We start from the raw sequence: 25677 nt of genomic DNA on the forward strand, positions 1-25677 counted from the left end.
ATGATCTCGCTGCGCCAACACGCGTTATCGCTGGCGGCCGTCTTCCTGGCGCTGGCCGTGGGAGTCGTGCTCGGATCCGGCTTCCTGTCCGACACCCTGCTGTCCAGCCTGCGTGACGAGAAGCGGGATCTGCACACCCAGATCGACGGGCTCAACGACCCGAAGAACGTGCTCAACGAAAAGCTGAGCGCGGCAAACAATTTCGATACCCAACTGGCAGGCCGGATCGTGCACGACGCGCTCGGCGGCAAGTCGGTCGTGCTGTTCCGCACGCCCGACGCCAAGGACGACGACGTGGCCGCGGTGTCGAAGTTCATCGGCCAGGCCGGCGGTGCGGTGACCGGAACCGTGTCGTTGACGAGTGAGTTCGTCGAGGCGAATTCCGCGGAGAAGCTGCAGACCGTGGTGAACTCGTCGATCCTGCCGGCCGGACAGCAGCTGAGCACCAAGCTCGTCGACCAGGGCTCACAGGCCGGCGACCTGATGGGCATCGCCTTGCTGATCAACACCAATCCCGCGGTCCCGCCGGTCGACGACGCCCAGCGCGGCACCGTGCTGGCGGCGCTGCGCGACACGGGTTTCATCACCTATCAGCCCGCCGAGCACATGGGCGCGGCGAACGCCGCACTCGTCGTCACCGGCGGTGCGCTACCCCAGGACGCCGGCAACCGGGGCGTCAGCGTCGCCCGGTTCGCCGCCGCGCTGGCGCCGCACGGATCGGGCGCCCTGCTCGCCGGGCGGGACGGCTCGGCGACCGGCGGGGCGGCCGTCGCCGTGACACGCGCCGACGCGGAGATGAACTCCGCGGTGAGCACCGTCGACGACGTCGACACCGCGCCCGGCCGGATCACCGCCGTGCTCGGCCTGCACGACCTGATCAACGGCGGGCACGCCGGGCAGTACGGCACCGGTCACGGCGCGACATCGATCACGGTGCCCCAGTAGCGGGCGTGTTCCCCACGCCACCGCGGTGGTGGATGTTAGGGTGGGTTTCCGTGGGTCGGCAGGCCCTACTAGTTATTCGCTAGCAAAATTCGACGCCCTGCCCGTCTTCACGGAGGTCGCCTGTGCGAAAGCACCCGCAATCCGCCACCAAGCACCTCTTCGTCAGCGGGGGCGTCGCATCCTCGCTGGGCAAGGGCCTCACCGCCAGCAGCCTCGGTCAGCTGCTGACTGCCCGCGGGTTGTACGTCACCATGCAAAAGCTCGACCCGTACCTCAACGTGGACCCGGGCACCATGAATCCGTTCCAGCACGGCGAGGTGTTCGTCACCGAGGACGGCGCCGAGACCGACCTCGACGTCGGCCACTACGAACGGTTCCTGGATCGCGACCTTTCCGGCTCGGCGAATGTCACGACGGGGCAAGTGTATTCGACCGTCATCGCCAAGGAGCGGCGCGGCGAATACCTCGGCGACACCGTCCAGGTGATCCCGCACATCACCGACGAGATCAAGCGCCGGATCACGGCGATGGCCGCGCCGGACGCCCACGGCAACCGCCCCGACGTGGTCATCACCGAAATCGGCGGAACGGTCGGCGATATCGAGTCGCAGCCGTTCCTGGAGGCCGCGCGCCAGGTCCGCCACGACCTGGGGCGGGAGAACGTCTTCTTCCTGCACGTCTCGCTGGTGCCGTACCTGGCCCCGTCGGGCGAACTCAAGACCAAGCCGACCCAGCACTCGGTGGCCGCGCTGCGCAGCATCGGTATCACCCCGGACGCGCTGGTCCTGCGCTGCGACCGGGACGTCCCCGAGGCGCTGAAGAACAAGATCGCGCTGATGTGTGACGTCGACATCGACGGGGTGATCTCCACCCCGGACGCGCCGTCCATCTACGACATCCCCAAGCGGCTGCACCGTGAGGAACTCGACGCCTACGTGGTGCGCCGGCTCAGCCTGCCGTTCCGCGATGTCGACTGGACCGAGTGGGACGACCTGCTGCGCAGGGTGCACGAGCCGCACGAGACCGTGCGAATCGCGTTGGTGGGCAAGTATGTTGAGCTCTCCGACGCCTACCTGTCGGTCACCGAGGCGCTGCGCGCCGGCGGGTTCAAGCACCAGGCCAAAGTGGAGATGCAATGGGTGCCCTCCGACGACTGCGAGACCGCGGCGGGCGCGGCGGCGGCGCTGGGCGACGTGCACGGCGTGCTGATCCCGGGCGGCTTCGGCATCCGCGGCATCGAGGGCAAGATCGGCGCCATCCGGTATGCGCGGTCGCGGGGGCTGCCGGTGCTGGGCCTGTGCCTCGGCCTGCAGTGCATCGTGATCGAGGCCGCGCGCTCGGCCGGGCTCACCGAGGCCAACTCGGCCGAATTCGACCCCGACACACCGCATCCCGTCATCTCGACGATGGCCGACCAGGTCGACGCGGTGACCGGGCAGGCCGACCTGGGCGGCACCATGCGGCTGGGCGCGTATCCCGCTGTGCTGCAGCCGGATTCGGTCGTGGCCCAGGCCTACGGCACCACCGAGGTGTCGGAGCGGCACCGGCACCGCTACGAGGTCAACAACGCCTACCGTGACAAGATCGCCGAGAGCGGCCTGCGGTTCTCCGGGACCTCGCCCGACGGGCATCTGGTGGAGTTCGTCGAGTACCCGCCCGAGGTGCACCCGTTCATCGTCGGGACCCAGGCCCACCCGGAACTCAAGAGCCGCCCCACGCGGCCGCACCCGCTGTTCGTCGCGTTCGTCGGGGCGGCCATCGACTACCAGTCGGGCGAGCTGCTCCCGGTGGAGATCCCCGAGCACGCCTCGAACGGCAACCAGCAGCGGGACGGCGTCGCCCAGTCGCTACCCGAGCCCGCGACCCGTGGCTGAGCACAACTTCGAGACGGCGTCATCCGAAACGCTGTACACCGGAAAGATTTTCGCGCTGCGCAGTGACCAGGTGCGGATGCCGGGCGGCGCCACCGCGATTCGTGAGGTCGTCGAGCACTACGGGGCCGTCGCCATCGTGGCGCTGAACGAGGACAACGATATCGCGATGGTCTACCAATACCGCCATGCGTTCGGCCGGCGGCTGTGGGAGCTGCCGGCCGGCTTGCTCGATGTGGCGGGGGAGCCGGCGCAGGAGACGGCGGTCCGCGAGCTCCACGAGGAGGTCGGCCTGCGGGCCGGAACCTGGCAGGTGCTGGTCGACCTGAACTCCGCGCCGGGCTTCAGCGACGAGTCGGTGCGGGTGTACCTGGCCACCGAGCTGACCGAGGTGGCGCGGCCCGAGGCCCACCACGAGGAAGCCGACATGACCATGCGCTGGTTTCCCGTCGCCGAGGCGGTCCGGATGGTGTTCAGCGGCGAGATCGTGAATTCCATTGCCATTGCCGGGATTTTGGCCGCCCACGCGGTGACCGCGGGCGTCGCGGAGCCGCGCCCGGTGGACAGCCCGTGGCCCGACAAGCCGACGGCGTTCGCCGCCCGCAAGGCCGCGCAATGACGACGGCGGCCCTGGATACCCAACTGCAGGGTTATCTGGACCACCTCACCATCGAGCGGGGCGTCGCGGCGAACACCCTGAGCTCCTATCGCCGCGACCTGCGCCGCTACACCAAGCACCTGGCGGACCGGGGAATCCACGACCTGGCCAAGGTCGGCGAGGACGACGTCAGCGAGTTCCTGGTCGCGCTGCGCCGCGGCGACCCCGACTCGGGGACCGCGGCGCTGTCCGCGGTGTCGGCGGCGCGGGCGCTGATCGCGGTGCGCGGCCTGCACCGGTTCGCCGCCGCCGAGGGGCTCGCCGAGCTGGACGTGGCGCGCGCGGTCCGGCCGCCGACACCCGGGCGCCGGCTGCCCAAGAGCCTGACCGTCGACCAGGTGCTGGCGCTGCTGGAAGGTGCGGGTGGCGACAGCGCGTCCGACGGGCCGCTCACGCTGCGCAACCGGGCGCTGCTGGAGCTCCTGTACTCCACCGGGGCGCGCATCTCCGAGGCCGTCGGCCTCGACGTCGACGACATCGACACCCGGGCCAGGTCGGTGCTGCTGCGCGGCAAGGGCGGCAAGCAGCGGCTGGTGCCCATCGGGCGGCCGGCCGTCCAGGCGCTGGACGCCTACCTGGTGCGCGGCCGCCCGGAGCTGGCCCGCCGCGGCCGCGGGACGCCGGCCATCTTCCTCAATGTGCGCGGCGGGCGGTTGTCGCGGCAAAGCGCGTGGCAAGTGCTGCAGGACGCCGCCGAGCGCGCCGGCATCACGTCGGGGGTGTCACCGCACATGCTGCGGCACTCGTTCGCGACGCATCTGCTCGAGGGCGGCGCCGACGTGCGGGTGGTGCAGGAGTTGCTGGGGCACGCCTCGGTGACGACGACGCAGATCTACACGATGGTCACCGTGCACGCGCTGCGTGAGGTGTGGGCCGGCGCCCATCCCCGCGCGCAGTAGTGGGGATCGGTATCTAACCCAGGTACTCGGATTCCAGGACCAGGTCGGACACCAGCGACTGGTATTCCAGGTGCGTCTTGTGCTCGACGGTGTTCCATTGCTTGCCCTGCTGCTGTCGGATGTACTCGCGGTACTTCGGCGCGCCCGGCACCCGGACGTTGTCGGCGACCACGATCGCGCCCGGGCGCAGCCAGCCGCGCGCCACGATGCTGCGCAGGTCGTCCAGGTAGGCGTCCTTGTCGTGGTCGAGAAAGAGAAAGTCGAGGGCACCGGGGGCAAACCCGTGCCGGCCGGCCAGCGCGTCCAGGGTGCGTCCGCCGTCGCCGATGGTGCCGACGACGCAGGTCACCCGGTCGGCGACGCCCGCGTGGGCCCAGATCCGCCGGGCGTTGGCGGCGTTGGCCTCGGCGAGTTCGACCGAATACACCTTGGCGCTCGGGGCGGCCCGCGCGATGCGCAGCGCGCCGTATCCGACGTAGGTGCCCAGCTCGAGTGCCAGGGCGGGATCGGCCCGGCGCACCGCGGCGTCGAGAATCTGGCCCTTCTCGTCGCCGACGTTGATCAGCATCGACTTCTCGTAGGCGAATTCGTCGATGGTGGCCAGCACGTCGTCGATGTCGCCGGCCTTGGCGTTGCGCAGGACGTAGTCCACCGCGGCGGCCTCGCGTCCGTCGCCGATCTGGCCCGTCGTGGTGATGTTGCGCGCCCCGGTCGCCATCCGCCAGACCGACCATCGCAGCAGGGGAATCCGTCGCTTGAGGTCCATAGGAAACCACTTTAGGCCGGGCCGGGGGCTGCCCCGGTGGTGCGGATGTGGCTGGTGTGACGGGGCGTGCGAAAACTTGCTGCGACAAGCGATTTCCGCCCATATTGGCTGGTAAATTGCCTGCGGGTCGCCCGGCTTCCGCGCGCGAACCCGTTAGACTTTCGGTCGATGTTCACCTCCCGAACACCCCCGCCATGACCGAGCAGCCGGATAGCGGCGTCGAGCTCGGCCTGACCGGGCGGCCGCCGCGGGCGATCCCGGAACCGCAGCCGCGCACGTCGCACGGCCCGGCGAAGGTCGTCGCGATGTGCAACCAGAAGGGCGGCGTCGGGAAGACCACGTCGACCATCAACCTGGGCGCCGCGCTCGCCGAATACGGCCGGCGGGTGCTGCTGGTGGACATGGACCCGCAGGGCGCGCTGTCCGCCGGGCTCGGCGTCCCGCACTACGAGCTGGAGAAGACCATCCACAACGTGCTGGTCGAGCCGCGGGTGTCCATCGACGACGTGCTGCTGCAGACCCGGGTCAAGTACATGGACCTGGTGCCCAGCAACATCGACCTGTCCGCCGCCGAGATCCAGCTGGTCAACGAGGTGGGCCGCGAACAGACCCTGGGCCGGGCGCTGCATCCGGTGCTGGACCGCTACGACTACGTGCTGATCGACTGCCAGCCGTCGCTCGGCCTGCTCACGGTCAACGGGCTGGCCTGCGCCGACGGCGTGGTGATCCCCACCGAATGCGAGTTCTTCTCGCTGCGTGGCCTCGCGCTGCTGACCGACACCGTCGACAAGGTGCGCGACCGGCTCAACCCGAAGCTGGAGATCAGCGGCATCCTGCTCACCCGCTACGACCCGCGCACCGTGAACGCGCGCGAGGTGATGGCCCGCGTGGTCGAGCGGTTCGGCGACCTGGTGTTCGACACCGTGATCACCCGGACCGTCCGCTTCCCGGAGACCAGCGTGGCCGGCGAACCGATCACCACGTGGGCCCCGAAGTCGACGGGCGCCATCGCCTACCGCGCCCTGGCCCGCGAGTTCATCGACCGATTCGGCGCGTGACGCCCAGCGCAAACGGTGAGGCGCCAGCCAAGAGCGGTTTTCAAGTTCGCCTGACCAACTTCGAGGGTCCGTTCGATCTGCTGCTGCAGCTGATCTTCGCCCACCGGCTCGACGTCACCGAGGTGGCGCTGCACCAGGTCACCGACGACTTCATCGCCTACACCCGCGAGATCGGCTCGCAGCTGGACCTGGAGGAGACCACCGCGTTCCTGGTGGTCGCCGCGACGCTGCTCGATCTCAAGGCCGCCCGGCTGCTGCCGGCCGGGCAGATCGACGACGAGGAGGACCTGGCGCTGCTCGAGGTGCGCGACCTGCTGTTCGCCCGGCTGCTGCAGTACCGCGCGTTCAAGCACGTCGCGGAGATGTTCGCCGAGCTGGAGGCCACCGCGCTGCGCAGCTACCCGCGCGCGGTGTCGCTGGAGGACCGGTTCACCGAGCTGCTGCCGGAGGTGATGCTGGGCGTCGACGCCGACCGGTTCGCCCAGATCGCCGCGATCGCGTTCAGCCCGCGGCCGGTGCCGACGGTGTCCATCGGGCACCTGCACGAGGTGGCGGTCTCGGTGCCCGAACAGGCCAAGAAGCTGCTGGCGATCCTCGAGTCCCGCGGCAGCGGCGAATGGGCCACGTTCTCCGAGCTGGTCTCCGACTGCGAGGCGCCGCTGGAGGTCGTCGGGCGCTTCCTGGCGCTGCTCGAGCTGTATCGGAGCCGGGCGGTAGCATTCGACCAGTCGGAGCCGCTCGGCGTGCTCCAGATTTCATGGACCGGGGAACGTCCGGCCAACGAAGCCTTGCTAGAAGTGCGGGACGAATAGATGAGTGAATCGGAGCCCGACGTCGATCTGGACGTCGGCATCCCGGACATCGCCGAGGCGGCACCCATGGACGCCGAGGAACTCGGCTCCGTGCTGGAGGCGCTGCTGCTGGTGGTCGACACCCCGGTCACCGCCGAGGCGCTGGGCGCGGCCACGCAGCAACCCGTCTACCGGGTCGCCGCCCGGCTGCAGCAGATGGCCGACGAGCTCACCGAACGCGACAGCGGCATCGACCTGCGCCAGACCAGCGAGGGCTGGCGGATGTACACCCGGGCACGGTTCGCGCCGTATGTGGAGAAACTGCTGCTGGACGGCGCGCGGTCCAAGCTGACCCGCGCCGCGCTGGAGACCCTGGCCGTGGTGGCCTACCGCCAGCCGGTGACCCGCGCGCGGGTCAGCGCGGTCCGCGGTGTCAACGTCGACGCCGTCATGCGCACGCTGTTGGCGCGCGGCCTGATCACCGAGGCCGGGGTGGACGACGACACGGGCGCAGTGACATTCGCGACCACCGACCTGTTCCTGGAGCGGTTGGGGCTGACGTCGCTGGCCGACCTGCCCGACATCGCCCCGTTGCTTCCCGACGTCGACACCATCGAGGACTTGAGCGAATCCCTGGACAGCGAGCCGCGTTTCATCAAGCTCTCGGGCGGCCAGCCGTCCGAGCAGGCACTGAGCTTCGACGTGGACCACGATTGATGGTCGAGACCGAGGGGATCCGGCTGCAAAAGGTGTTGTCCCAGGCCGGGATTGCGTCGCGGCGCGCCGCCGAGAAGTTGATCATCGACGGCCGCGTCGAGGTCGACGGGCAGGTGGTGACCGAGTTGGGCACCCGGGTGGACCCCGATGCGTCGGTGATCCGGGTGGACGGCGCCCGGGTGGTCCTCGACGAGTCGCTGGTGTACCTGGCGCTGAACAAGCCGCGGGGCATGCACTCCACCATGTCGGACGACCGGGGCCGCCCGTGCATTGGCGACCTGGTGGAGCGCAAGGTGCGCGGCAACAAGAACCTCTTTCACGTCGGGCGGCTGGACGCCGACACCGAAGGGCTGATCCTGCTGACCAACGACGGCGAGCTTGCGCACCGGTTGATGCATCCCTCCCACGAGGTGCCCAAGACGTACCTGGCCACGGTGACGGGGTCCGTGCCGCGGGGGGTGGGCAAGAGGCTGAAGGCGGGAATCGAACTGGACGACGGCCCGGCCCGCGTCGACGAATTCGCCGTGGTGGACGCGATTCCCGGCAAGACGCTGGTGCGGGTCGTGTTGCACGAGGGGCGCAACCGCATCGTGCGCCGGCTGCTGGGCGCCGCCGGCTTCCCGGTGGAGTCGCTGGTGCGCACCGACATCGGTCCCGTGTCGCTGGGCAAGCAGCGGCCGGGCACCTTCCGGGCGCTGAGCCACGGCGAGGTCGGGCAGCTCTACCAGGCGGTTGGCCTGTGAATCGTGTGGTGGTGGCCATCGACGGGCCGGCCGGGACCGGAAAGTCTTCGGTGTCACGGGGTTTGGCGCGCGCGCTGGGCGCGCGCTACCTGGACACCGGGGCGATGTACCGGATGGTGACGCTGGCGGTGCTGCGCGCGGGCATCGACCCGACGGACGACGAGGCCGTCGCGCGCATCGGGTCGGCGGCGCAGCTGTCGGTGGACTACGACGCCGACGGTGACCGCTATTTCCTTGCCGGAGAGGATGTTTCGGCCGAGATCCGCGGCGACGAGGTGACCCGCGCGGTCTCGGCCGTGTCGTCGGTGCCCGCCGTGCGCGCCCGCCTGGTCGGGCTGCAGCGCGAGATGGCCGACGGGCCCGGCAGCGTCGTCGTGGAGGGCCGCGACATCGGCACCGTCGTCCTGCCCGACGCCCCCGTGAAGATCTTCCTCACCGCGTCGGCCGAAACCCGCGCGCGGCGCCGCAACGACCAGAACATCGCGACCGGGCTGGCCGACGACTACGACGCGGTGCTGGCCGACGTGGTGCGGCGCGATCACCTGGACTCCACCCGCGCGGTGTCGCCGCTGCGCGCCGCCGCCGACGCGGTGGTGGTCGACACCAGCGAGATGACCGAGGAGCAGGTGATCGACCACCTGCTGGAACTGGTCGAGCAGCGAAGCGGGGCGGTGCGGTGACAACCGATGGCACCTGGACCGACGAAAGCGACTGGGAAGCGGTCGAATCCGAGCTCGACGAGCAGGCCGAGGCCGGCCCCGCGCCCGTCGTCGCGATCGTCGGACGGCCCAACGTCGGCAAGTCGACCCTGGTCAACCGGATCCTGGGCCGGCGCGAGGCCGTCGTGCAGGACATTCCCGGCGTGACCCGCGACCGGGTCTCCTACGACGCGCTGTGGACGGGGCGCCGGTTCGTGGTGCAGGACACCGGGGGGTGGGAGCCCGACGCCAAGGGCCTGCAGCAGCTGGTGGCCGAGCAGGCGTCGGTGGCCATGCGGACCGCCGACGCGGTGATCCTGGTGGTCGACGCCACCGTCGGCGCCACCGCGGCCGACGAGGCCGCCGCCCGGATCCTGCTGCGGTCGGGCAAGCCGATCTTCCTGGCCGCCAACAAGGTTGACAGCGAAAAGGGCGAAGCGGACGCGGCGGCGTTGTGGTCGCTCGGGCTCGGCGAGCCGCACGCCGTCAGCGCGATCCACGGTCGCGGGGTCGCCGACCTGCTCGACGAGGTGCTGGCCGCGCTGCCGGAGGTGTCCGAAGCCGCACCCGCGCCGGGTGGCCCGCGACGGGTGGCGCTGGTCGGCAAGCCGAATGTGGGCAAGAGTTCGCTGCTCAACAAGCTGGCCGGGGACGAGCGCTCGGTGGTGCACGACGTCGCCGGGACCACCGTGGACCCGGTGGACTCGCTCATCGAACTCGGCGGCAAGGTATGGCGATTCGTCGACACCGCGGGCCTGCGGCGCAAGGTCGGCCAGGCCAGCGGGCACGAGTTCTACGCCTCGGTGCGCACCCACTCGGCGATCGACTCGGCCGAGGTGGTGGTGGTGCTGATCGACGCCTCGCAACCGCTCACCGAACAGGACCAGCGGGTGCTGTCCATGGTCATCGAGGCCGGCCGGGCGCTGGTACTGGCCTTCAACAAGTGGGACCTGGTCGACGAGGACCGGCGCGAGCTGCTTGAGCGCGAAATCGACCGCGAGCTGGTGCAACTGCGGTGGGCGCAACGGGTCAACATCTCCGCCCGGACGGGCCGGGCCGTGCAGAAGCTGGTGCCGGCGATGGAGACGGCGCTGGCGTCCTGGGACATGCGCATCCCGACGGGCCCGCTGAACGCCTGGCTGAAAGAGGTGGTGGCCGCGACGCCGCCGCCGGTGCGCGGCGGCAAGCAGCCGCGCATCCTGTTCGCCACCCAGGCCACCGCCCGCCCGCCGACGTTCGTGCTGTTCACCACGGGTTTCCTGGAGGCCGGCTACCGGCGATTCCTGGAGCGGCGGCTGCGGGAGACGTTCGGGTTCGAGGGTTCGCCGATCCGGATCAACGTGCGGGTGCGCGAGAAGCGGGGAGCCAAGCGGCGCTGAGCGCTGGTTCCCCGGGTGGCTTTTCCGGACCAATCGACGACTCCGGAATTTGATAGCGCCGGCGATATCACTCGTCTCTTTATCCCGCGATACGGGATATGAAAGCTATATCACAGGATCATGGCGTTGACGTTGGCGGCGCATGCTTCGTACTGTTCTCATATACCGGGCATTTGGACCCGTATAGCGGGATATGGAGAGTGTCATGAGAGTCGTACAGGAGGCGCCCGCCGCCGCGCGCTTCAGCGTCGAGGGCAAGTCGATCTTGGTCACCGGGGCGACCGGCGCGCTGGGCAGCGTCGCCGCCCGGGCGCTGGCCGACGCGGGAGCGCGGCTCACGCTGGCCGGCGGCAACGCCGCGGGCCTGGACGGCCTCGGTATCGACGACGCGGCGGTGGTAGCCCGCCGCCCCGACACCCCGGCCGACGCCCGGGCCATGGTGGAGGCGGCGGTCGTCCGGCATGGCCGGCTCGACGGCGTCCTGGTGGCCTCGGGCATGAACCACGTCGCGCCGATCACCGAGATGGCCGTCGAGGACTTCGACCGGGTGATGGACGCCAACGCGCGCGGCGCCTGGCTGGTCTGCCAGGCGGCCGGCCGGGTCCTGCTCGACCAGGGGAGTGGCGGCAGCGTCGTGCTGGTCTCGTCGGTTCGGGGCTCCCTCGGCCATCCCGCCGGCTACAGCGCCTACTGCCCGTCGAAGGGCGCGACCGACCTGCTGGCCAAAAGCCTGGCGGCCGAATGGGGCCCGGCCGGCATTCGGGTAAACGCGCTCGCTCCAACGGTTTTCCGCTCGGAGCTGACGGCGTGGATGTACGCCGACGACGAGAAGGGCCGCGCCACTCGCGAAGCGATGTTCGCCCGAATCCCGTTGCGGCGCTTCGCCGAGCCGGAGGACTTCGTCGGCGCGCTGATCTACTTGCTCAGCGACGCATCGAGTTTCTACACCGGTCAGGTGATGTACCTGGACGGCGGATACACGGCGTGCTGAAGGGAACCGACATGAGCATCAACTGGCCGCTCGGCGAGGCGGAATCAAAATTGGAGTTCTACGACCTGTCGCATCCGTGGGGTCACGGCGTGCCGGCCTGGCCGTATTTCGAGGACGTCAAGATCGAGCGGCTGCACAACATGGCCCGGAGCCGGGTGCTCACCCAAAAGATCACTACCGTCATGCATTCCGGCACCCACATCGACGCACCCGCGCACGTCGTCGAGGGCACGCCCTTCCTGCACGAGATCCCGCTGAGCGCCTTCTTCGGCACCGGCGTCGTGGTGTCGATTCCCAAGGAGAAGTGGGGAGTGGTCACCGCCGAGGACCTGGAGAACGCGACGCCGGAGATCCGGCCCGGCGACATCGTCGTCGTCAACACCGGCTGGCACCACAGGTACGCCGACAGCGCCGAGTACTACGCCTACTCGCCGGGCTTCTATAAGGAGGCCGGCGAGTGGTTCGCCGCCAAGGGGGTGAAGGCCGTCGGCACCGACACCCAGGCGCTGGACCACCCGCTGGCCACCTCCATCGGCCCGCACGGCCCGGCCGAACATACCGGTGGGCTATTGCCGTGGGCGGTAAGGGAATACGAGGAGGAGACCCGCCGCCGGGTGCTCGACGACTTTCCCGAATGGGAGCCCTGCCACCGGGCGATCCTGTCGAAGGGCATTTACGGCTTCGAGAACGTCGGCGGCGACCTGGACCAGGTCACCGGCAAGCGGGTCACCTTCGCGGCGTTCCCGTGGCGCTGGGTGGGCGGCGACGGCTGCATCGTGCGGCTGGTGGCGATCGTCGACCCCACCGGAAATTACCGCATCGAGACGGGACGGGCGGCGTGATGGGCGTCGCCGCAGAAGACGTGCGCGGCAGCGGGATTCAGGTCATCGCGCGTGCCGCGGAGATGCTGCGGCTGCTGCAGGCGCACCCGGGCGGGCTCAGCCAGGCCGAGATCGGCGACCGGTTGGGCATGGCGCGCTCCACGGTCAGCCGGATCCTCAACGCACTGGACGACGAGGGGCTGGTCGCCTCGCGCGGGGGCCGCGGCGGGTACCGGCTGGGCCCCGAGATCGCGCGGATGGCCGGTACCGTGCGCCTCGGCGTCGTCATGGACGTGCACCCGTTCATGGAGGAACTGTCGCGGCAGCTGGGGGAGACGGTCGACCTGTCGATCCTGGACGGGGACCGCGCGACGTTCGTCGACCAGGTGGTCTCGCCGCACCGGCTGCGGGCGATCAGCGCGGTGGGCGAGTCGTTCCCCCTGCACTGCTGCGCCAACGGCAAGGCGCTGCTGGCCGGCCTGCCGCCCGAGCGGCTGCCGACCCGACTGGCGCGGCTCACCGCGAACACCATCACCAGCCCGGCGGCGCTGCGCAAGGAGCTCGACCGTGTCCGCACCGAGGGCGTCGCCTACGACCGCGAGGAGCAGACCGAGGGCATCTGCGCGGTGGGCGCGGTGCTCAAGGGCGTGACCGGGCAGGAGGCGGCGGTGAGCGTTCCCGTCCCGGCGCAGCGGTTCTACGGCCGTGAATCCGAACTCGCGGCGGCCCTGTTGGACTGGGTCGACAGGGTGGCCGCCGCGTTGGGGAAGGTCGATTAGGAAGGTGGCGGGTCGTCTGCGGTAGGCTTTCGACCTGCTGCCGCCGATGTGGGCGGCATCCGGGCTGTGGCGCAGTTTGGTAGCGCACTTGACTGGGGGTCAAGTGGTCGCAGGTTCAAATCCTGTCAGCCCGACCACATGAATTGCCTGTTCAAAGCACATTTCTGGTGGGTCTAGCCGCTTAGTCGTGCGATCTCTGTGCGCTGCTTCGCCAGCATCAGCCAGCACTTACCAGCACTCCGGCGGCTGTCCACCCGATGCCGCGCGGCCCGCTGTCTAGTCATCGGCACCGGCAAACCTGGCGCGGTTGCGTACCCGGAACGTAGCGGACAATTACCTTCGACTTTGCCCGAAACGTGGCTAGCCGAAACGTATGGCTGCATGCCCTGCGGCAAAATTACCCACCGTACCGGCCCACGCGAGTTTTAGAACCCGGTGTGCCTAGCCATAAGACAGCAGATCAGGCGGCGGTGGACTGCATCCGACGTTTTTGCTTAAGCATGGCTTTTGCGACGAGCATCGACAACACGGGCGAGAACCGCTCCAGGTACCAGAATGCCTTCCACCACGTCGGCAACACAATGATGGCGTCTCCCCGCAACACGGCAAGAAGGGCGCGCTCGGCGAACCGTTCGGGTTTTGAAGTTTCTAGAAAGCGTTCTATTGGTCCTGGTGCCATCCCCCGATGTCTCTCCGTTAGCACCATCGGAGTCGAGACCATGCCAGGACAAAGCACCGAAACCTGCACGCCGTGGCGCTCGGCCTCGATGCGCAACGACTTGGAGATCCCGACAACGGCGTGCTTGGTGGCGGTGTAGCTGGCCGGCGCTGCGCCGGTGGCGAGACCGGCGATCGAGGCTGTGTTCACGATGTGGCCGGAGTGCTGCCCGATCATGATCGGATAAACCGCCTGGATGCCGTGCACCACACCGCGCAGGTTCACATCGAACACGTCGTTCCAGTCATCGAGCGTGTACGAGTCGACCTCACGGTCGACCAAAATGCCTGCGTTGTTAAACAGGTAGTCGATCCGCCCGGATTGCCCTACCGCCTCGGCGACGGCACGCTCAAACGATGGATAGCTGCGCACATCCAGCTCAATCGCGTGTGCCTTTGTGCCACCCCTGTTGAGGCGTTGCGCCAGGTCCTGCGCGGGGCCGATCTGACGATCGGCGATCCAGACCTCGGCGCCCCCATCGACCAACTTGGTCGCCAACGCGGCGCCAATGCCGGACGCCCCGCCGGTAACGAACGCAACCTTCCCCGACAGGCTCGATGCCCTTGACGAAGGATAATCGCTCGCCCTTGCAGGGTGATTGCAAGCCTGTCCGTCAGATAGTGCACCGTCGGCGGCCTCTCGTCCGAAGTTCACTATTCAGCGCACCTGTCCGGCTCGATGTGCTCGTCCGATGATGCGTGCCGTTCGTGGACCGGCAACGACGTCATCCGTGGATAAAGGATCGCCGGACCCAGCCATCGCGCAACAAAGCCGCGCAGTGCGATTCCGTCGCGCTGCCGCTGCCCGGGATCGGTCAGGAGAGAATGCACTGTGCGCAAGGTCATTTCGGCAAGCTCATTGAGCGCGGTGGTGTCGAAGCCGTGAAGCTTCCAATCGACATCGAGGCGGTGGAAGGCCGACAAGCAGAAAATGATCGCTGTGTCGGAGGTGAGCGAGACGGCAGCTTCGCCCTCAGGGGTCTGGGTAAGCAAGCTCTCCAACTGTGGATCGCCGGTAAGGTTTTCAACTGCGAACGAAATTATTTCGACGATCGCAGTGACCGGGTCATTGAGGCCGCTGACGTGGTCTACAACTTGGTCGATGAAACCGTTGACCGCGCGCATCGCGCTGGCGATGAGCAGCGCGTCGGCGTTGGGAAAGTACCGATATACCGTCTGACGAGTGACTCCGAGCCTTCGGGCGACGTCGGCCAGCCGTATCGACGACCCGTGTTCAGCGATCACGTCGTCTACCGCATCCAGAATGCGCGCGATTGCCTCCTCGTCCGAGGCGGGAGTGACACCCGCCCAGCCGCGACTACGCATCCGCTGCCACAAGCATTTCGCTGTCGAACTCGATCTCAAGTGTCGTCGGGCCGGTCATACCGAGCAGAGATTTCCACGGCGCAGGAGCGATGCGGTGGGGTGCGGTGAGACGTCGGGTGAGGATTGTGAGTGCTTCCGCCAATTCCCGGCGTGCGAGGTTCGCCCCTAGGCAGTAGTGCGCGCCACCACCGAAAGTCAGAATCGCGGGCACGTCCTTGCGCGCGATGTCGAACCGATCTGCATTCTCATAAATTGCTGGATCACGGTTGGCCGCAAAGGTGTTCACGACTACCAAGGTGCCCGCCGGGAACGTGTACCCACCAAATTCGGCATCCTCGGTAGCGGCTCGCACCGCGACACAGACTGCCGGCGAGTGCCGCATGCTCTCCTCGACCGCCTGCATCGCAAGCTCTGGCTGGTTGCCCAGCTTCGCCCATTGATCCGGATGCTCGCACAGCACCTGCACCGAGGCGGCCAGTTGGTGTCGGGTGGTGTCCGTCCCCGCCATCAGGAAGCCGGCCACCAGCATGCGCAGTTCATCGAGATTGAGCCGGTCGCCCTCGCTTTCGGCGCGAATGAGCTCAGACAGCAGATCATCAGTCAGGTGGCTCCGGCGTGCGGCGACCATGTCATCGACGTAGGCGTCCAGTTCGCTCCACGACCGCATGATCGCGGCTTCATCGAAGTTGGCGTCGGGCTGAATGTTGAAAGCCTTGAAGATTTCGTCGGTCCACTGTGCGAAAAGATGCCAGTCTCCCCGAGGCGCACCGATCAGCGCACACATGATCGGGGTGGGATAGGGCCTCGCGATGTCGGTCACGACGTCGCAACGACCGAGCTCTACTACTTGATCGATCAGTGCGTTCACCACCTCATGAATCGTGTCCTGTAAAGGTGATGTCGCGCGCGGAGTGAACGCCCTGGACACCAGTTTGCGTAAGCGAGTATGTGGCGGGCCATCGAGACCCAGAAGGCTGCTCATCAGCTTGTCGTATAGCGGGCCTGAGGTGACGCCCTGCGCTGCCAGGGTGAGGCCGGGTGGCAGCCTGAATCTGCTGTCGCGCAGCAGATCCCGCGCCAGACCGTAGGACAGTATTTCCGGACCGAGGGGGCCGATGGCGATGGGCGCACACGATTGCGCAGTGCGCACGTCTTCGAGGATGTCCTGCGGAGTGGCGGTGAAGTCGTAGCTGAACGTGGGCAGGCCAGCTTCGAAGACGTTGGGAGCGGCGCTACGTACGTTCATCGCGATATCTCACATTCCATTGATGCCCCGGCGGGCTAAAGGCACGGACAACTGCACCCAAAGTGTATGACCATAACTCTTAGCACGTCAACGTATGACAGTATCCTCGCAGTTAAGCATACGTGCTGCCTGCCGTGGTCATACGGATTGTCGCCTGACGTCTGCGTCGGTCGATCAACCACTACATCGACGCCGCTGCAACGGCTTCGTGTGCAAGCTCTGATCTGCAGCGCGCGCGAATGGCGGGCTGGGGCTCCGGGCCATCCTGGCGAACGACGAACCCGCCATCACCGCCCACGACTACGCACGACATGCCGTTGACGAGGCGCTACCCGACCGCGTTCGCGACCTGCTTGCCTTGCGCGCGAACGCCTTCCAACATCGCAGCGAGAGTCATCAAGCCTGGAAGACTGAACGGCAAGTATACGAACGCGGTATGGAAGAAGCGGAGCAGCGGGCCATTCGCCCACGCCAACACCGCGGTGCCGACTACGGACTCGAACTGTGATCCTAAAACTTGCCCGGACAACCTCGCCCACCGAGTCAAGCCATCGTCAATGTGTCGGAGCTTTCATCATCTCTCGGAAGTCAGCCCATTTGGAAAATAATGCACGGTCGACGATTTCGATGCGGACACCGAACGGATCGATGAGTTAAGCGAACATTTTCAGCTCCTCGCCGCTGGGCCGGGCCTCCATCTGAAACCCGACCTTTCGAGTTCTGCTGCTGTCGATGACGGCGCTCGGTGACCCCGCCGAGGTCGAGGAACTTCTTGAGTCCGTCGTCGCAGGAATCGCCATCACCCACGGCATGGGCCGCCAGATGACAGTGGCCTGCACCAGTGGTCGCGGCTGGAACTAGACGCAGTCGGACGCGCCGTCGACGATGGACAGGGCACCGCTGAGCACCACCCTGCCGAAACCGGTGGCATAGCGGCCGGCATCGGTGCGGTTGCGAGCGATCCGGATCAGCCGCCCAACACCAGCTCTGCCGCGACGGCGGCCGCGCATACCGCCGACACGATCGAGAGTGCAATCCAGTCAGCAACTTTCGGCCGCGATGGGGTCGCCGAGATCTGACCAGCGCCGCCGCGAGCGGTGATCGCGTCGCCCATCTCGTCCGCGCGCCGCAGTGTCACGGTGACGAGCGCGACGATCAGGTCGATCACGTGTGCGGTCATGCGCCTGAGCTGGGCCCCGCGGGTCCGCACTGCCTGCTTGGGCCGCAACCGGCGGGCGGCGTAGAGCACCCGGAATTCGTCGATGAGCATCGGGAAGGTGCGCAGCGCGAGCGCCAACGCGACCGCGCAGTCGTCGACGGGGATCCGCAACGGTCGCAGTGGGCGACCCAGACGGGCCACCGCGGGCGCGATTTCGGCGACATTTGTGGTCCACGAAACCAGCGCACTCAGACCGAGCAGCACGACCGACAGCGCGGTGAAGCGCAGGAAGTCCAACAGGCCGCCGAGGCCGAGCCAGACCGTACCGATGTGGATTTGCGGACGACCGCCGGCCAATGTCGCGGTGATACCGACGATGGCCAGCAGGATCGGAAGCCAGCGTGGCGCTGACGGCAGCACACCTCGGGGGATATGTGCCATCCCCGCTCCGGCCAGAACCAGCGCGGCCACCAGCCCGATCGCCGGCCATTCCGGGAAGAGCGTCAACAATGCCGAAAGGCCAAAAACGACAAGCAGTTTGGTGCCGGCCCACAGCCGGTGGATGGCGGAGCGTCCGGGGACCGGCCGAAGCAGCACAACGGGGCGACGCGGGCGGCGGGTCGGGTGTCTGGCCGGCGAGGTCGCGGTCACGTCGTTCGCCCGGGCCGCCGGTTCCAGCTGACCGTCGCGCAGGTGCAGGGTGCGCGGGCACAGCTCCTCCAGCCCGGCGAAGTCATGCGAGATGACCACCAGGGTCAGACCGGTGTCACGGCGCCGATCCGCAAGCAGTCGCACAAGACCGCGCTGGCTGGCGGCGTCCAGCCCTGCCAATGGCTCGTCGAGGATCAATACCCGCGGTGACCGCGCCAGCAATCCGGCCAGGACCACGCGACGCATTTGGCCGCCGCTGAGTTGGTCGATGCGCCGCTTCGCCAGCGCCGCGTCCAGCCCCACGACGGCCAGCGCCGCGGTCACCCGGGCATGGTCGTCGGGCGAAAAGCCCGCTGCCGAGGCTACTTCCAGGTCGACACGGCTGCGCAGCAACTGCAGCCGGGCCGCCTGGAACTGAAGCGCGACCGCGCCGACCTGCCCAGAGACGGGGCCGTTATCAAGCAGACAGGTGCCGCTGGTCGGTACCGTCAATCCGGCCATGATCCAGGCCAGCGTCGACTTGCCGGAGCCGTTGCCACCATGGATCAGCAGCCCGTCGCCCTCATGCACCACGAAGCTGATGCCGCGCAGCGCGGTCTTCGCCCAGGGGCTGCCACTGCCGTATTCGTGACCGACACCTGCGAGTTCGAGCACCGGCAGGTGGGATTTGTGGCCCACCGCAACCGTCGGCGCGGGCGCGGGCGCCGTCTCGATCATCGCCGTGTTATCCAGCGACCCGCTGAGGTTGATCGTGCGCTCGGCGAAATCGGCTTCGTTGGTGTAGTGGGTGATGTGCACCAGGGCGGTTTGATGACGCTCGGTCAAACCCGAGAGCACAGCCAGTAGTGCGTCTCGGCCTTGCTGGTCGACCATGCTGGTGACCTCATCCGCGATGAGCAGAGCCGGTTCCCGGGCCAGCGCCGCGGCCACGGCCAGGCGCTGCAGTTCACCGCCTGACAGGAGGCCGGTGTCGCGTTCGGCGAGGCCCGCCAGCCCGACCTCGCGGAGCAATCGGTCGATATCGGTGGTTCCGTCGGGCGGTAGTCCCCAGACCACGTCGTCGGCGATGCGCGTGCCCAGTACCTGGCTTTCCGGGTGCTGCATGATGACGGCGGTGCCGCCACGCCGACCGAGGCCCACCGCGCCGGGGCGTTCGACAGTGCCCGAGGTCGGTTCGCGGCCGGCAAGTATCAGCATCAGCGTGGTTTTCCCCGAGCCGTTGGCGCCGGTCACCGCGATATGCTCGCCGGCTCCCACGTCCAGGCTCACCGCGCGCAGCGCGTCGTGATCGGTATGCGGGTAGCGGAGGCGCACCTTGTCCAGCCGCACGGGGACGGGCTGGATCGGGCCGATGTCCACCGGCGCGTCCAATTTGTGCACATCGGGAACGCCGCGCAGCCGCGTCAGCACCCGCGACAGCGCCCACCAGCCGATCACCGAGACACCCATGATCGCGACGACGGCGTACCCGAGGACGAGCCATTGCCAGTAACCCAGTGCATCGGCGAAGAACCGCTTGAGCCCCTGTGCGGCCCCCTGCAGGCTGTCCGCCCGCGCCATGACCGTTACGATTCCGTCGACTGCGGCGGTGATCGTCTGGAACACCAGCAGCCGCAGCCGCGTCAGGACGGTCAGCGCGATGACCACCGCGGCACCGACCAAAATACCGGCGCCAAAGGACCCCGCGACCACACTCGGCGTGCCGCGGCCACGGCGTTTCACGATTCCAGCCAGCCCACCTACGTAGGCACAGAGCACGACCGCCCCTAAGCCGCTGATACCAACTACCAGGAACCCGATCACACCGGCGGCGAACGTCGCGGTGATCACCACGCGGATCCGGTAGCGATAGGCCAGCAGCGCTATCGGTATCGCGCCCAGCAGTCCCATTGCCCCAAGGTGCGGGAGGACTACCGCAATAATCGCGATCGCGGCGCACAGAGCGCCCATCACCGATGCCTGCGCCAGTTCGCTGGGTCCTAGCGATCGAGCCCGTTCCGGCGGGATCGCCGCACCGGGCAACGTCACGTCCCGATTATGCCAGTCTCGGCGCACCGCCCCACCGACAATGCGGCCGCTCACAAAGCGCGCTTCGCTGTCCGGATTGCTTTCATCGATCACCCTCAACGCAAACAGCCGATGGGGCCCGCGTCGCCTCACCGCGCGCGATGATCGACCCGGCAACAGGACGTCGCCGAGCCGACCCGAACATCGGCTGGGGCCAGATCACGACTCGACCCCAATCTAACTAATATGCCCGTAATGCGGTGAAGGGGTGAGTTGGTTTGCTTGCGAAAGACCCTGCGCGACTGCTTGTTTCGTTGCCTGAGCCAAAGGATGCAATTCACAATCTCAAATTGAGAGTAAATATTGGGCACTGCCAACCAGCAATACCGCGTTGCCGTCGTCGCTGTCCGGATCGGCTGACGGACAAAAATTCGGGCTGCGAGTGTGGTGTGCAGACTGCGGGTCCGACCATCGTCCGATAGCCATCGACGCACGAAAACGGGCATAAGGACTCGGTCACGACGCTCGACTCCACGAGATGCCTCGCAAACCGTTGCGCCAGCTGGCCTTCGACGCGCAAACCCGGTGCCAATATTCGATCAATGCCACGTCTGTCGCAGACGTGTCCAGGTTGGCAAGGCACAATGGCGCTAATGACGACTCCGCAGGGGCCCTCGCGCGGCGATTCCCCGGGATGGAATCGCCCCTCCGGGCCGCCTGGCCGCAGTAGGGGATCGGTACCGCCAGGGCCCCAGCCCGCACCCCCATCGGGATCTCCGACCCGACACATTCCTCAGGCCGGTCGGCCATACCGACCAGCGCCCTCACCGAATCGACCACAGCCGCCCGGCCGCCCACCGACTCCGCCGGTGTATCCGCCGGCCCCGCGGCAGCATCAGTCCGGCCCGCCACCAAGACAGCCCGAGCAGGCCACCACTCGGCTAACCGCTCAGCCGCCGCGGAGCGAGGAGTCGGCCCGAAGCCGACGCCGCTTGTTCGGCACCCGGCGGTCGATGGCTCTTGTCCTGGCCGTCGTGCTGGTGGTGATCCTGGCCGCCGTGGTCGGTGCCGAGCTGTTGCTCCGCCACGTGGTCGGCAGCAAGGTGGCAAGCGCGGTGGCGTGCGAGGTGCAAGACAGCGCCACGGTGTCGTTTGCGCCCATGCCGCCGATGCTCTGGCAGTACTTCAGTGGCCAGTATCCCGACATCTCTGTGCAGACTGCCGGCAATCAGGTGCGCAGCGTCAAGGGTATGAAAGTCAACATCGACATCAAGGACCTCCGCCTGAGCGACACCAACAACTCGAAGGGCACCATCGGCGCGCTCAACGGCACCATCACCTGGTCCTCCGACGGCATCAAGGAATCGATCCAAGACGCCATCCCGGTGCTGGGCAGTTTCGTGACGAGCAAAGTCACCACCAACCCCAGCGACGGAACCATCCAGTTGAAGGGCCTCCTTGACAGCGCCAACGTCAAGCCGCAGATCGTCAACAACGGGCTGTCACTTCAGGTGGTCAACTTGACCGCGCTGGGCTCCAAGATGTCGACGGACAAGGTGCAGACGAATCTGGATAATCTGACGTCCAAAGCGACCCAGAACTATCCGCTGGGCATTCACGCCGACAACGTCAAGGTCACGGAGACGGGTGTGGAGGCTACGTTTTCCACCACTAACGCGACCATCCCGGCGTCGTCATCATCGTCGTCGCAGACCGGTCAGGACTGCTTCAGCGGAGTCTGATTCCGCGCTAAGCGCGTCGAGCGCAGCGCGCAGCCGACTGCCCATGACGGGTGGTGCTCGATGCGCCCGGCTTGCAGAATCGCGAGAGCCTCCCTCGCGAGGCGGATATTGCCGCTGAACGCCACCGCAAATTCGGTGGTTCCGATTTTGACGAAGTCCCCGTTGTGCAGAAGTGCTCGGCCGATGCGTGCGCCGTTGATGAATGTGCCGTTGTGACTGTTGATGTCGCGGATTTCGACGCCGGCCGAGGACACGAGCACCGCATGCGCGCGTGATACGCGCTGGTCTCGGAAAACCAGGTCATATCGAAGCTTTCGCTGAAGCCCTGCTGACCGCGGCTGTAGCCGGGTACCGAGGGTTGACAGTGTGGCGTCCCAAGACATCGGAATGGGCCACGCGATTGGCTTTACACCGACCTCGAAGCGAGCGAAAGAGCACGCCGGTAGGTGGAGTATCGCGATACCACGACATCCGTGGGCTCGATCATGGTGACCACGACCCAACCGGATTCATGCGGTCGAATCGTTTCTGGCTGCCGCGACTGCTCCACTCTCAGCATCCCCACAGCGGTCAAGGGCCAGGCTGGCTACATGAGCGATGTGAGGGCCGGCGCGATCGAGGTGTGGGACAACGTGCAGCAAATGCCGATAGGGACCGGCCCTGCGACGGCCGACACGGCGAGATTGGCGCGGCCGCCCGGTGCATGGACTCATTCGGGGCTGCGGACCCCCGGTAGCGTTCCTAGAGTGCATGGCTTCCGTCTCGACGAAGTCGCTGTGACTCGCGGACCGGCCACCCTCCTTGCGCGGATCAATGCGTGTATTCCGGCTGGCCGCTGCACCGCGGTGATGGGTGCGAGCGGCGCCGGAAAAACGACGATGCTGCGGCTACTGAACCGGCTCACCGAACCCACGGCCGGGCGCGTCTTGCTCGACGGTGTGCCCATTGCCGAGCTGGACGTGCTGGCACTGCGACGGCGCGTCGCTCTGGTAGCGCAGGCCCCAGTATTGCTTGCCGACCGGGTACTCGACGAGATCCGTGTCGGCCGCCCCGACCTTCCCGACGACCGAGCGGCCGAGTTGCTTGCGCGGGTGGGGCTGGCGCCACGATTCGCTACCCGCACTACCGCCGAGTTATCCGGGGGCGAGGCGCAACGATTGTGTCTGGCCCGGTCGTTGGCCGTCGAACCGGAGATCTTGCTACTAGATGAGCCGACCTCAGCGCTCGACGGCCCCACGGCCACCGTCATTGGCGCACTGGTCCGCGAGCATGTGAGCACGGGCGGCACTGTGGTGCTCGTCAGCCACGACCACGGTTTGATCGGAAGTGTCGCCGAGCGAGTCTTGCTCCTTGAGCACGGCCATCTCGTCGCGGACGACACGGCATGACTGCGTTAGATGTGGCGTCCGGGCTGTGACATGACGATGATGGGAAGAACGATGCGAAGGGAGTGCCCGCGATTATGTGGCATGGACTTTTAGTAAAGGCGGCGCCGACTGTAGTGACCGGCGTGGTGGGGGTTGCCGCATATGAGGCGCTTCGCAAAGCGGTTGCGAAGGCTCCGTTGCGGGAGGCATCCGTTTCCGCTACGGCCTGGGCGCTGCGCGTTGCGCGCGACGCCGAGCGCAGGGCCGAGGAAGGTACCGAGCGGGCCCGACTGGCGGTCGCCGACGTGGTCGCCGAGGCGGTAGAGCGCGCGGGGGAGGAAGTCCAACCGCCGCCGGCGAACTCCGCAGACGTCCCGGCCCGTAAGGCTGTCCCCAAGGCGGTCCCCAAAGCGGTCCCCAAGGCTGCCCCCAAGGCTAGAGGTGCCAAGCGCTGACGTGGGCGTCACACTGAGCCCCAAACTCACCGTCGTATCGGCTGCAGCGGGACGGATGCGTGTGCAGGCCAACGGGTTTCGCTTCGATGCGGGCCGGGCCCTCGCGATCGAGGAGACGGTTGCCAACCTGACCGGCGTGCGTGCGGTGCGCGCCTATCCGCGAACGGGATCCGTGGTGATCTGGTATTCGCCCGAGCACTGCGACACCGACGCCGTCTTGACGGCGATCGCCGACGGGGAGCACGTCCCCGCCGCGTCGGTGCCCGCACGTGTCCGCCACTCGACTGCCGTCGGCAACGCCGGCGTGGTGGAGAAAGTCATCCGCGGGATGGCGCGATCTCTGTTGCGTTCGCGCGGCGACGGGCCAGATGTTGCTCCGGAGATCGAGAGGCTGCGCAAGGCGCTGGATCGTTTCGGCTGTCACCTCGAGCCGCCGGTGGCGGCCCATCCGACGCAGGACGGGCTAAGGAGTTCATGGCCGTGGGCGCGCCTGGGTTGGCCGTTGGGTCTTCTCGTAGTTGGCTCGACAACGGTCTTGGTTTTCCGTGCTAACCCATGGATGCGGCGGCTGATTGGTCTCAGTCCTCGAGCAGGGCCGTCTGGTCGCGGTTTGTCGTCCGGGCGAATCCGCCGACCGGTCGGCGCGATGGCCACGTCCGCGCTGCTGGTGCCCGGCTGGGGTGGGGTAGTCACTTCTCTGGCGCTGGTCGCGTTGGCCGCAGCGGTGGCCTACCGTCAGCGGCTGGGGCTCACTCGGGAACTCGTCGTCGCCGCGGCCCGCGCGGGGTTGCAGTTGGTCGGGGTGGGCGCCGTCCTTCTCCTACTGTTCCAACGAGCCGGTCTACCCGGCGGCGCCGGCTGGGTGATCGCGATGATGTTGATCGCCGGCCAGGTCGCTGGCCGCCGCGGCGCGGGCCTGCCCGGCGCCAAGGTAGCCGCCACCGGCGGCGTCGTCACGGGCACCGTTGTCACGCTGGGTGCCCTGCTGGCCGGACGGGTTATCGCCGCCGAGGCCCGTGTCATCGTCCCGGTCGGCGGCCAGATCGTCTCGTCCGCCATGCTGGCGGCCGGCGTAGCGCTGCGGCGGCTACGCGAGGAAGCCCAGCAAGCGCGGCCGGAGATCGAAGCCCGATTGAGCCTTGGCCAGTCCGGCCGGCAAGCGTTCCTGCCACATCAACAATCCGCGCTGCGCACCGCGCTGATACCGACCATCGACTCCACCAAGGTAGTCGGGCTGATCAGCCTGCCCGGGGCCATGACCGGACTAATCCTCGCCGGGGTTAATCCGATCACCGCGATTCGCTACCAGATCGTGGTGATGTACATGCTGTTGGCCGCCACCGCGCTGTCCGCGCTCACTGCCGCCCGTCTCGCAGAGCGAGGACTCTTCGACGAGGCCCAGCGCCTGGTTCAGGTGGATCAGGCAAGCGAACCGAGCTGACTTGAACGACGGCGCTGCTGGCGAGTACCACGTGATACTCAAGGTGATGGGGAACGTTGGTGCCTGTAGAAGCGTATCGGCTCCTTATCGCTGTGACCGCTTCGCCGAAACTGTGGTGGTGAAAGTCGTTGATGGCGTGCGGATACGAGCCGCGTGGACCCAACCAGGTGATCGCCTCAAAGCGTTCGATCAGCCGGTCCTCGCCCTCCGGTAAATGCACTTTCTTGGCTCAGCGCTGCCGATGTGGTGTAGGCGGCAACGACGCCGGATGTGATGTCGTACATCGCTTGCATACCGATGCCGACGGAACGACCAAGCCTTGGTCGAAATCCAATAGCCCGAGTGATGTGCCCCGGGTTTAGCGGTGTCACCTATCCGTGCAGCAGACCCGACCAGTTTGGGACCACACGTTATGCGCGCTGGTGAACGACCTGCATGTATTCGAACGTC

General features: G+C 67.4%; 23 protein-coding genes, 1 tRNA gene and 1 pseudogene. 19 read left to right on the top strand and 6 right to left on the bottom strand.

What is annotated here, in order from left to right:
* The 4 genes from G6N51_RS02320 to xerD all read left to right on the top strand — a co-directional run bounded on the left by G6N51_RS02320 (window position 1) and on the right by xerD (window position 4373).
* A complete protein-coding gene (locus tag G6N51_RS02320) occupies window positions 1–945 on the top strand; it encodes a copper transporter (RefSeq protein WP_083173855.1) in 945 nt (314 codons plus the stop codon).
* Between the two features lie 122 nt (window positions 946–1067).
* Window positions 1068–2819, top strand: a complete 1752-nt coding sequence (locus G6N51_RS02325; RefSeq protein ID WP_083173856.1) for a CTP synthase — start codon at window positions 1068–1070, stop codon at window positions 2817–2819.
* On the top strand, window positions 2812–3435 hold the full coding sequence (locus G6N51_RS02330; protein ID WP_083173857.1) for an NUDIX domain-containing protein: 624 nt from the start codon (window positions 2812–2814) through the stop codon (window positions 3433–3435). Before G6N51_RS02325 ends, G6N51_RS02330 begins: the two co-directional genes overlap by 8 nt.
* Window positions 3432–4373, top strand: a complete 942-nt coding sequence (gene xerD / locus G6N51_RS02335; RefSeq protein ID WP_083173858.1) for a site-specific tyrosine recombinase XerD — start codon at window positions 3432–3434, stop codon at window positions 4371–4373. The genes G6N51_RS02330 and xerD overlap by 4 nt, the downstream gene beginning before the upstream one ends.
* A 13-nt stretch (window positions 4374–4386) precedes the next feature.
* Here the strand turns inward: xerD and G6N51_RS02340 are convergent, their stop codons facing one another.
* Complete coding sequence (locus G6N51_RS02340; protein ID WP_083173859.1) at window positions 4387–5139, bottom strand: O-methyltransferase; 753 nt, start codon at window positions 5137–5139, stop codon at window positions 4387–4389.
* A 194-nt stretch (window positions 5140–5333) separates the two neighbouring features.
* Between G6N51_RS02340 and G6N51_RS02345 the strand changes: the two genes are divergently transcribed.
* The 10 genes from G6N51_RS02345 (at window position 5334) to G6N51_RS02390 (ending at window position 13253) form a co-directional block, all read left to right on the top strand.
* Window positions 5334–6197, top strand: coding sequence for a ParA family protein (locus G6N51_RS02345; RefSeq protein WP_083173860.1), 864 nt, complete (start codon window positions 5334–5336; stop codon window positions 6195–6197).
* The gene (locus G6N51_RS02350) at window positions 6194–7009 is read left to right on the top strand and encodes a segregation/condensation protein A (RefSeq protein WP_083173861.1); all 816 of its coding nucleotides are present in this window, start codon (window positions 6194–6196) and stop codon (window positions 7007–7009) included. The genes G6N51_RS02345 and G6N51_RS02350 overlap by 4 nt, the downstream gene beginning before the upstream one ends.
* Complete coding sequence (scpB, locus tag G6N51_RS02355) at window positions 7010–7705, top strand: SMC-Scp complex subunit ScpB (protein ID WP_083173862.1); 696 nt, start codon at window positions 7010–7012, stop codon at window positions 7703–7705. It abuts the gene before it with no gap.
* The gene (locus tag G6N51_RS02360) at window positions 7705–8448 is read left to right on the top strand and encodes a pseudouridine synthase (protein WP_083173863.1); all 744 of its coding nucleotides are present in this window, start codon (window positions 7705–7707) and stop codon (window positions 8446–8448) included. The genes scpB and G6N51_RS02360 overlap by 1 nt, the downstream gene beginning before the upstream one ends.
* Entirely contained in the window at window positions 8445–9128 is a 684-nt protein-coding gene (gene cmk / locus G6N51_RS02365; protein ID WP_142275128.1) for a (d)CMP kinase, read from the top strand. The genes G6N51_RS02360 and cmk overlap by 4 nt, the downstream gene beginning before the upstream one ends.
* Entirely contained in the window at window positions 9125–10525 is a 1401-nt protein-coding gene (der, locus tag G6N51_RS02370) for a ribosome biogenesis GTPase Der (RefSeq protein WP_083173864.1), read from the top strand. The genes cmk and der overlap by 4 nt, the downstream gene beginning before the upstream one ends.
* A 193-nt stretch (window positions 10526–10718) precedes the next feature.
* A complete protein-coding gene (locus G6N51_RS02375) occupies window positions 10719–11516 on the top strand; it encodes an SDR family NAD(P)-dependent oxidoreductase (protein WP_083173865.1) in 798 nt (265 codons plus the stop codon).
* Window positions 11517–11527: 11 nt separating this feature from the next.
* Entirely contained in the window at window positions 11528–12358 is an 831-nt protein-coding gene (locus G6N51_RS02380) for a cyclase family protein (RefSeq protein WP_083173895.1), read from the top strand.
* The gene (locus G6N51_RS02385; protein WP_083173866.1) at window positions 12358–13116 is read left to right on the top strand and encodes an IclR family transcriptional regulator; all 759 of its coding nucleotides are present in this window, start codon (window positions 12358–12360) and stop codon (window positions 13114–13116) included. Before G6N51_RS02380 ends, G6N51_RS02385 begins: the two co-directional genes overlap by 1 nt.
* A 60-nt stretch (window positions 13117–13176) precedes the next feature.
* A tRNA-Pro gene (locus G6N51_RS02390) sits at window positions 13177–13253 on the top strand.
* 323 nt (window positions 13254–13576) lie between these two features.
* Here G6N51_RS02390 and G6N51_RS02395 read toward each other — a convergent pair.
* The 3 genes from G6N51_RS02395 to G6N51_RS02405 all read right to left on the bottom strand — a co-directional run bounded on the left by G6N51_RS02395 (window position 13577) and on the right by G6N51_RS02405 (window position 16405).
* A complete protein-coding gene (locus G6N51_RS02395; protein ID WP_232078511.1) occupies window positions 13577–14386 on the bottom strand; it encodes an SDR family NAD(P)-dependent oxidoreductase in 810 nt (269 codons plus the stop codon).
* A 101-nt stretch (window positions 14387–14487) separates the two neighbouring features.
* A complete protein-coding gene (locus G6N51_RS02400; RefSeq protein WP_083173868.1) occupies window positions 14488–15159 on the bottom strand; it encodes a TetR/AcrR family transcriptional regulator in 672 nt (223 codons plus the stop codon).
* Entirely contained in the window at window positions 15152–16405 is a 1254-nt protein-coding gene (locus G6N51_RS02405) for a cytochrome P450 (RefSeq protein WP_083173869.1), read from the bottom strand. The genes G6N51_RS02400 and G6N51_RS02405 overlap by 8 nt, the downstream gene beginning before the upstream one ends.
* 732 nt (window positions 16406–17137) lie before the next feature.
* Here G6N51_RS02405 and G6N51_RS29350 point away from each other — a divergent pair.
* Window positions 17138–17266 (top strand): hypothetical protein, encoded by a 129-nt coding sequence (locus G6N51_RS29350; RefSeq protein ID WP_264055152.1) that lies wholly within the window; start codon window positions 17138–17140, stop codon window positions 17264–17266.
* A gap of 106 nt (window positions 17267–17372) precedes the next feature.
* On the opposite strand, the gene G6N51_RS29525 is transcribed toward G6N51_RS29350, so the two are convergent.
* On the bottom strand, window positions 17373–20243 hold the full coding sequence (locus G6N51_RS29525) for an ATP-binding cassette domain-containing protein (RefSeq protein WP_142275129.1): 2871 nt from the start codon (window positions 20241–20243) through the stop codon (window positions 17373–17375).
* A gap of 992 nt (window positions 20244–21235) precedes the next feature.
* On the opposite strand from G6N51_RS29525, the gene G6N51_RS02415 reads away from it, so the two are divergent.
* A complete protein-coding gene (locus G6N51_RS02415; RefSeq protein ID WP_083173897.1) occupies window positions 21236–21964 on the top strand; it encodes an LmeA family phospholipid-binding protein in 729 nt (242 codons plus the stop codon).
* A 139-nt stretch (window positions 21965–22103) separates the two neighbouring features.
* Here G6N51_RS02415 and G6N51_RS29595 read toward each other — a convergent pair.
* Window positions 22104–22239: pseudogene (locus G6N51_RS29595) on the bottom strand (FHA domain-containing protein); the annotation flags it as partial.
* 171 nt (window positions 22240–22410) lie between these two features.
* On the opposite strand from G6N51_RS29595, the gene G6N51_RS02425 reads away from it, so the two are divergent.
* From G6N51_RS02425 to G6N51_RS02435, 3 genes are all read left to right on the top strand, one after another.
* Entirely contained in the window at window positions 22411–23352 is a 942-nt protein-coding gene (locus tag G6N51_RS02425; RefSeq protein WP_232078163.1) for an ABC transporter ATP-binding protein, read from the top strand.
* Between the two features lie 71 nt (window positions 23353–23423).
* Complete coding sequence (locus G6N51_RS02430) at window positions 23424–23786, top strand: DUF1490 family protein (protein WP_083173899.1); 363 nt, start codon at window positions 23424–23426, stop codon at window positions 23784–23786.
* 646 nt (window positions 23787–24432) lie between these two features.
* Window positions 24433–25227 (top strand): ABC transporter permease, encoded by a 795-nt coding sequence (locus G6N51_RS02435; protein WP_083173900.1) that lies wholly within the window; start codon window positions 24433–24435, stop codon window positions 25225–25227.
* Window positions 25228–25677 lie beyond the last annotated feature (450 nt).

The sequence above is a fragment of the Mycobacterium paraseoulense genome, assembly GCF_010731655.1.
GTDB lineage: Bacteria > Actinomycetota > Actinomycetes > Mycobacteriales > Mycobacteriaceae > Mycobacterium > Mycobacterium paraseoulense.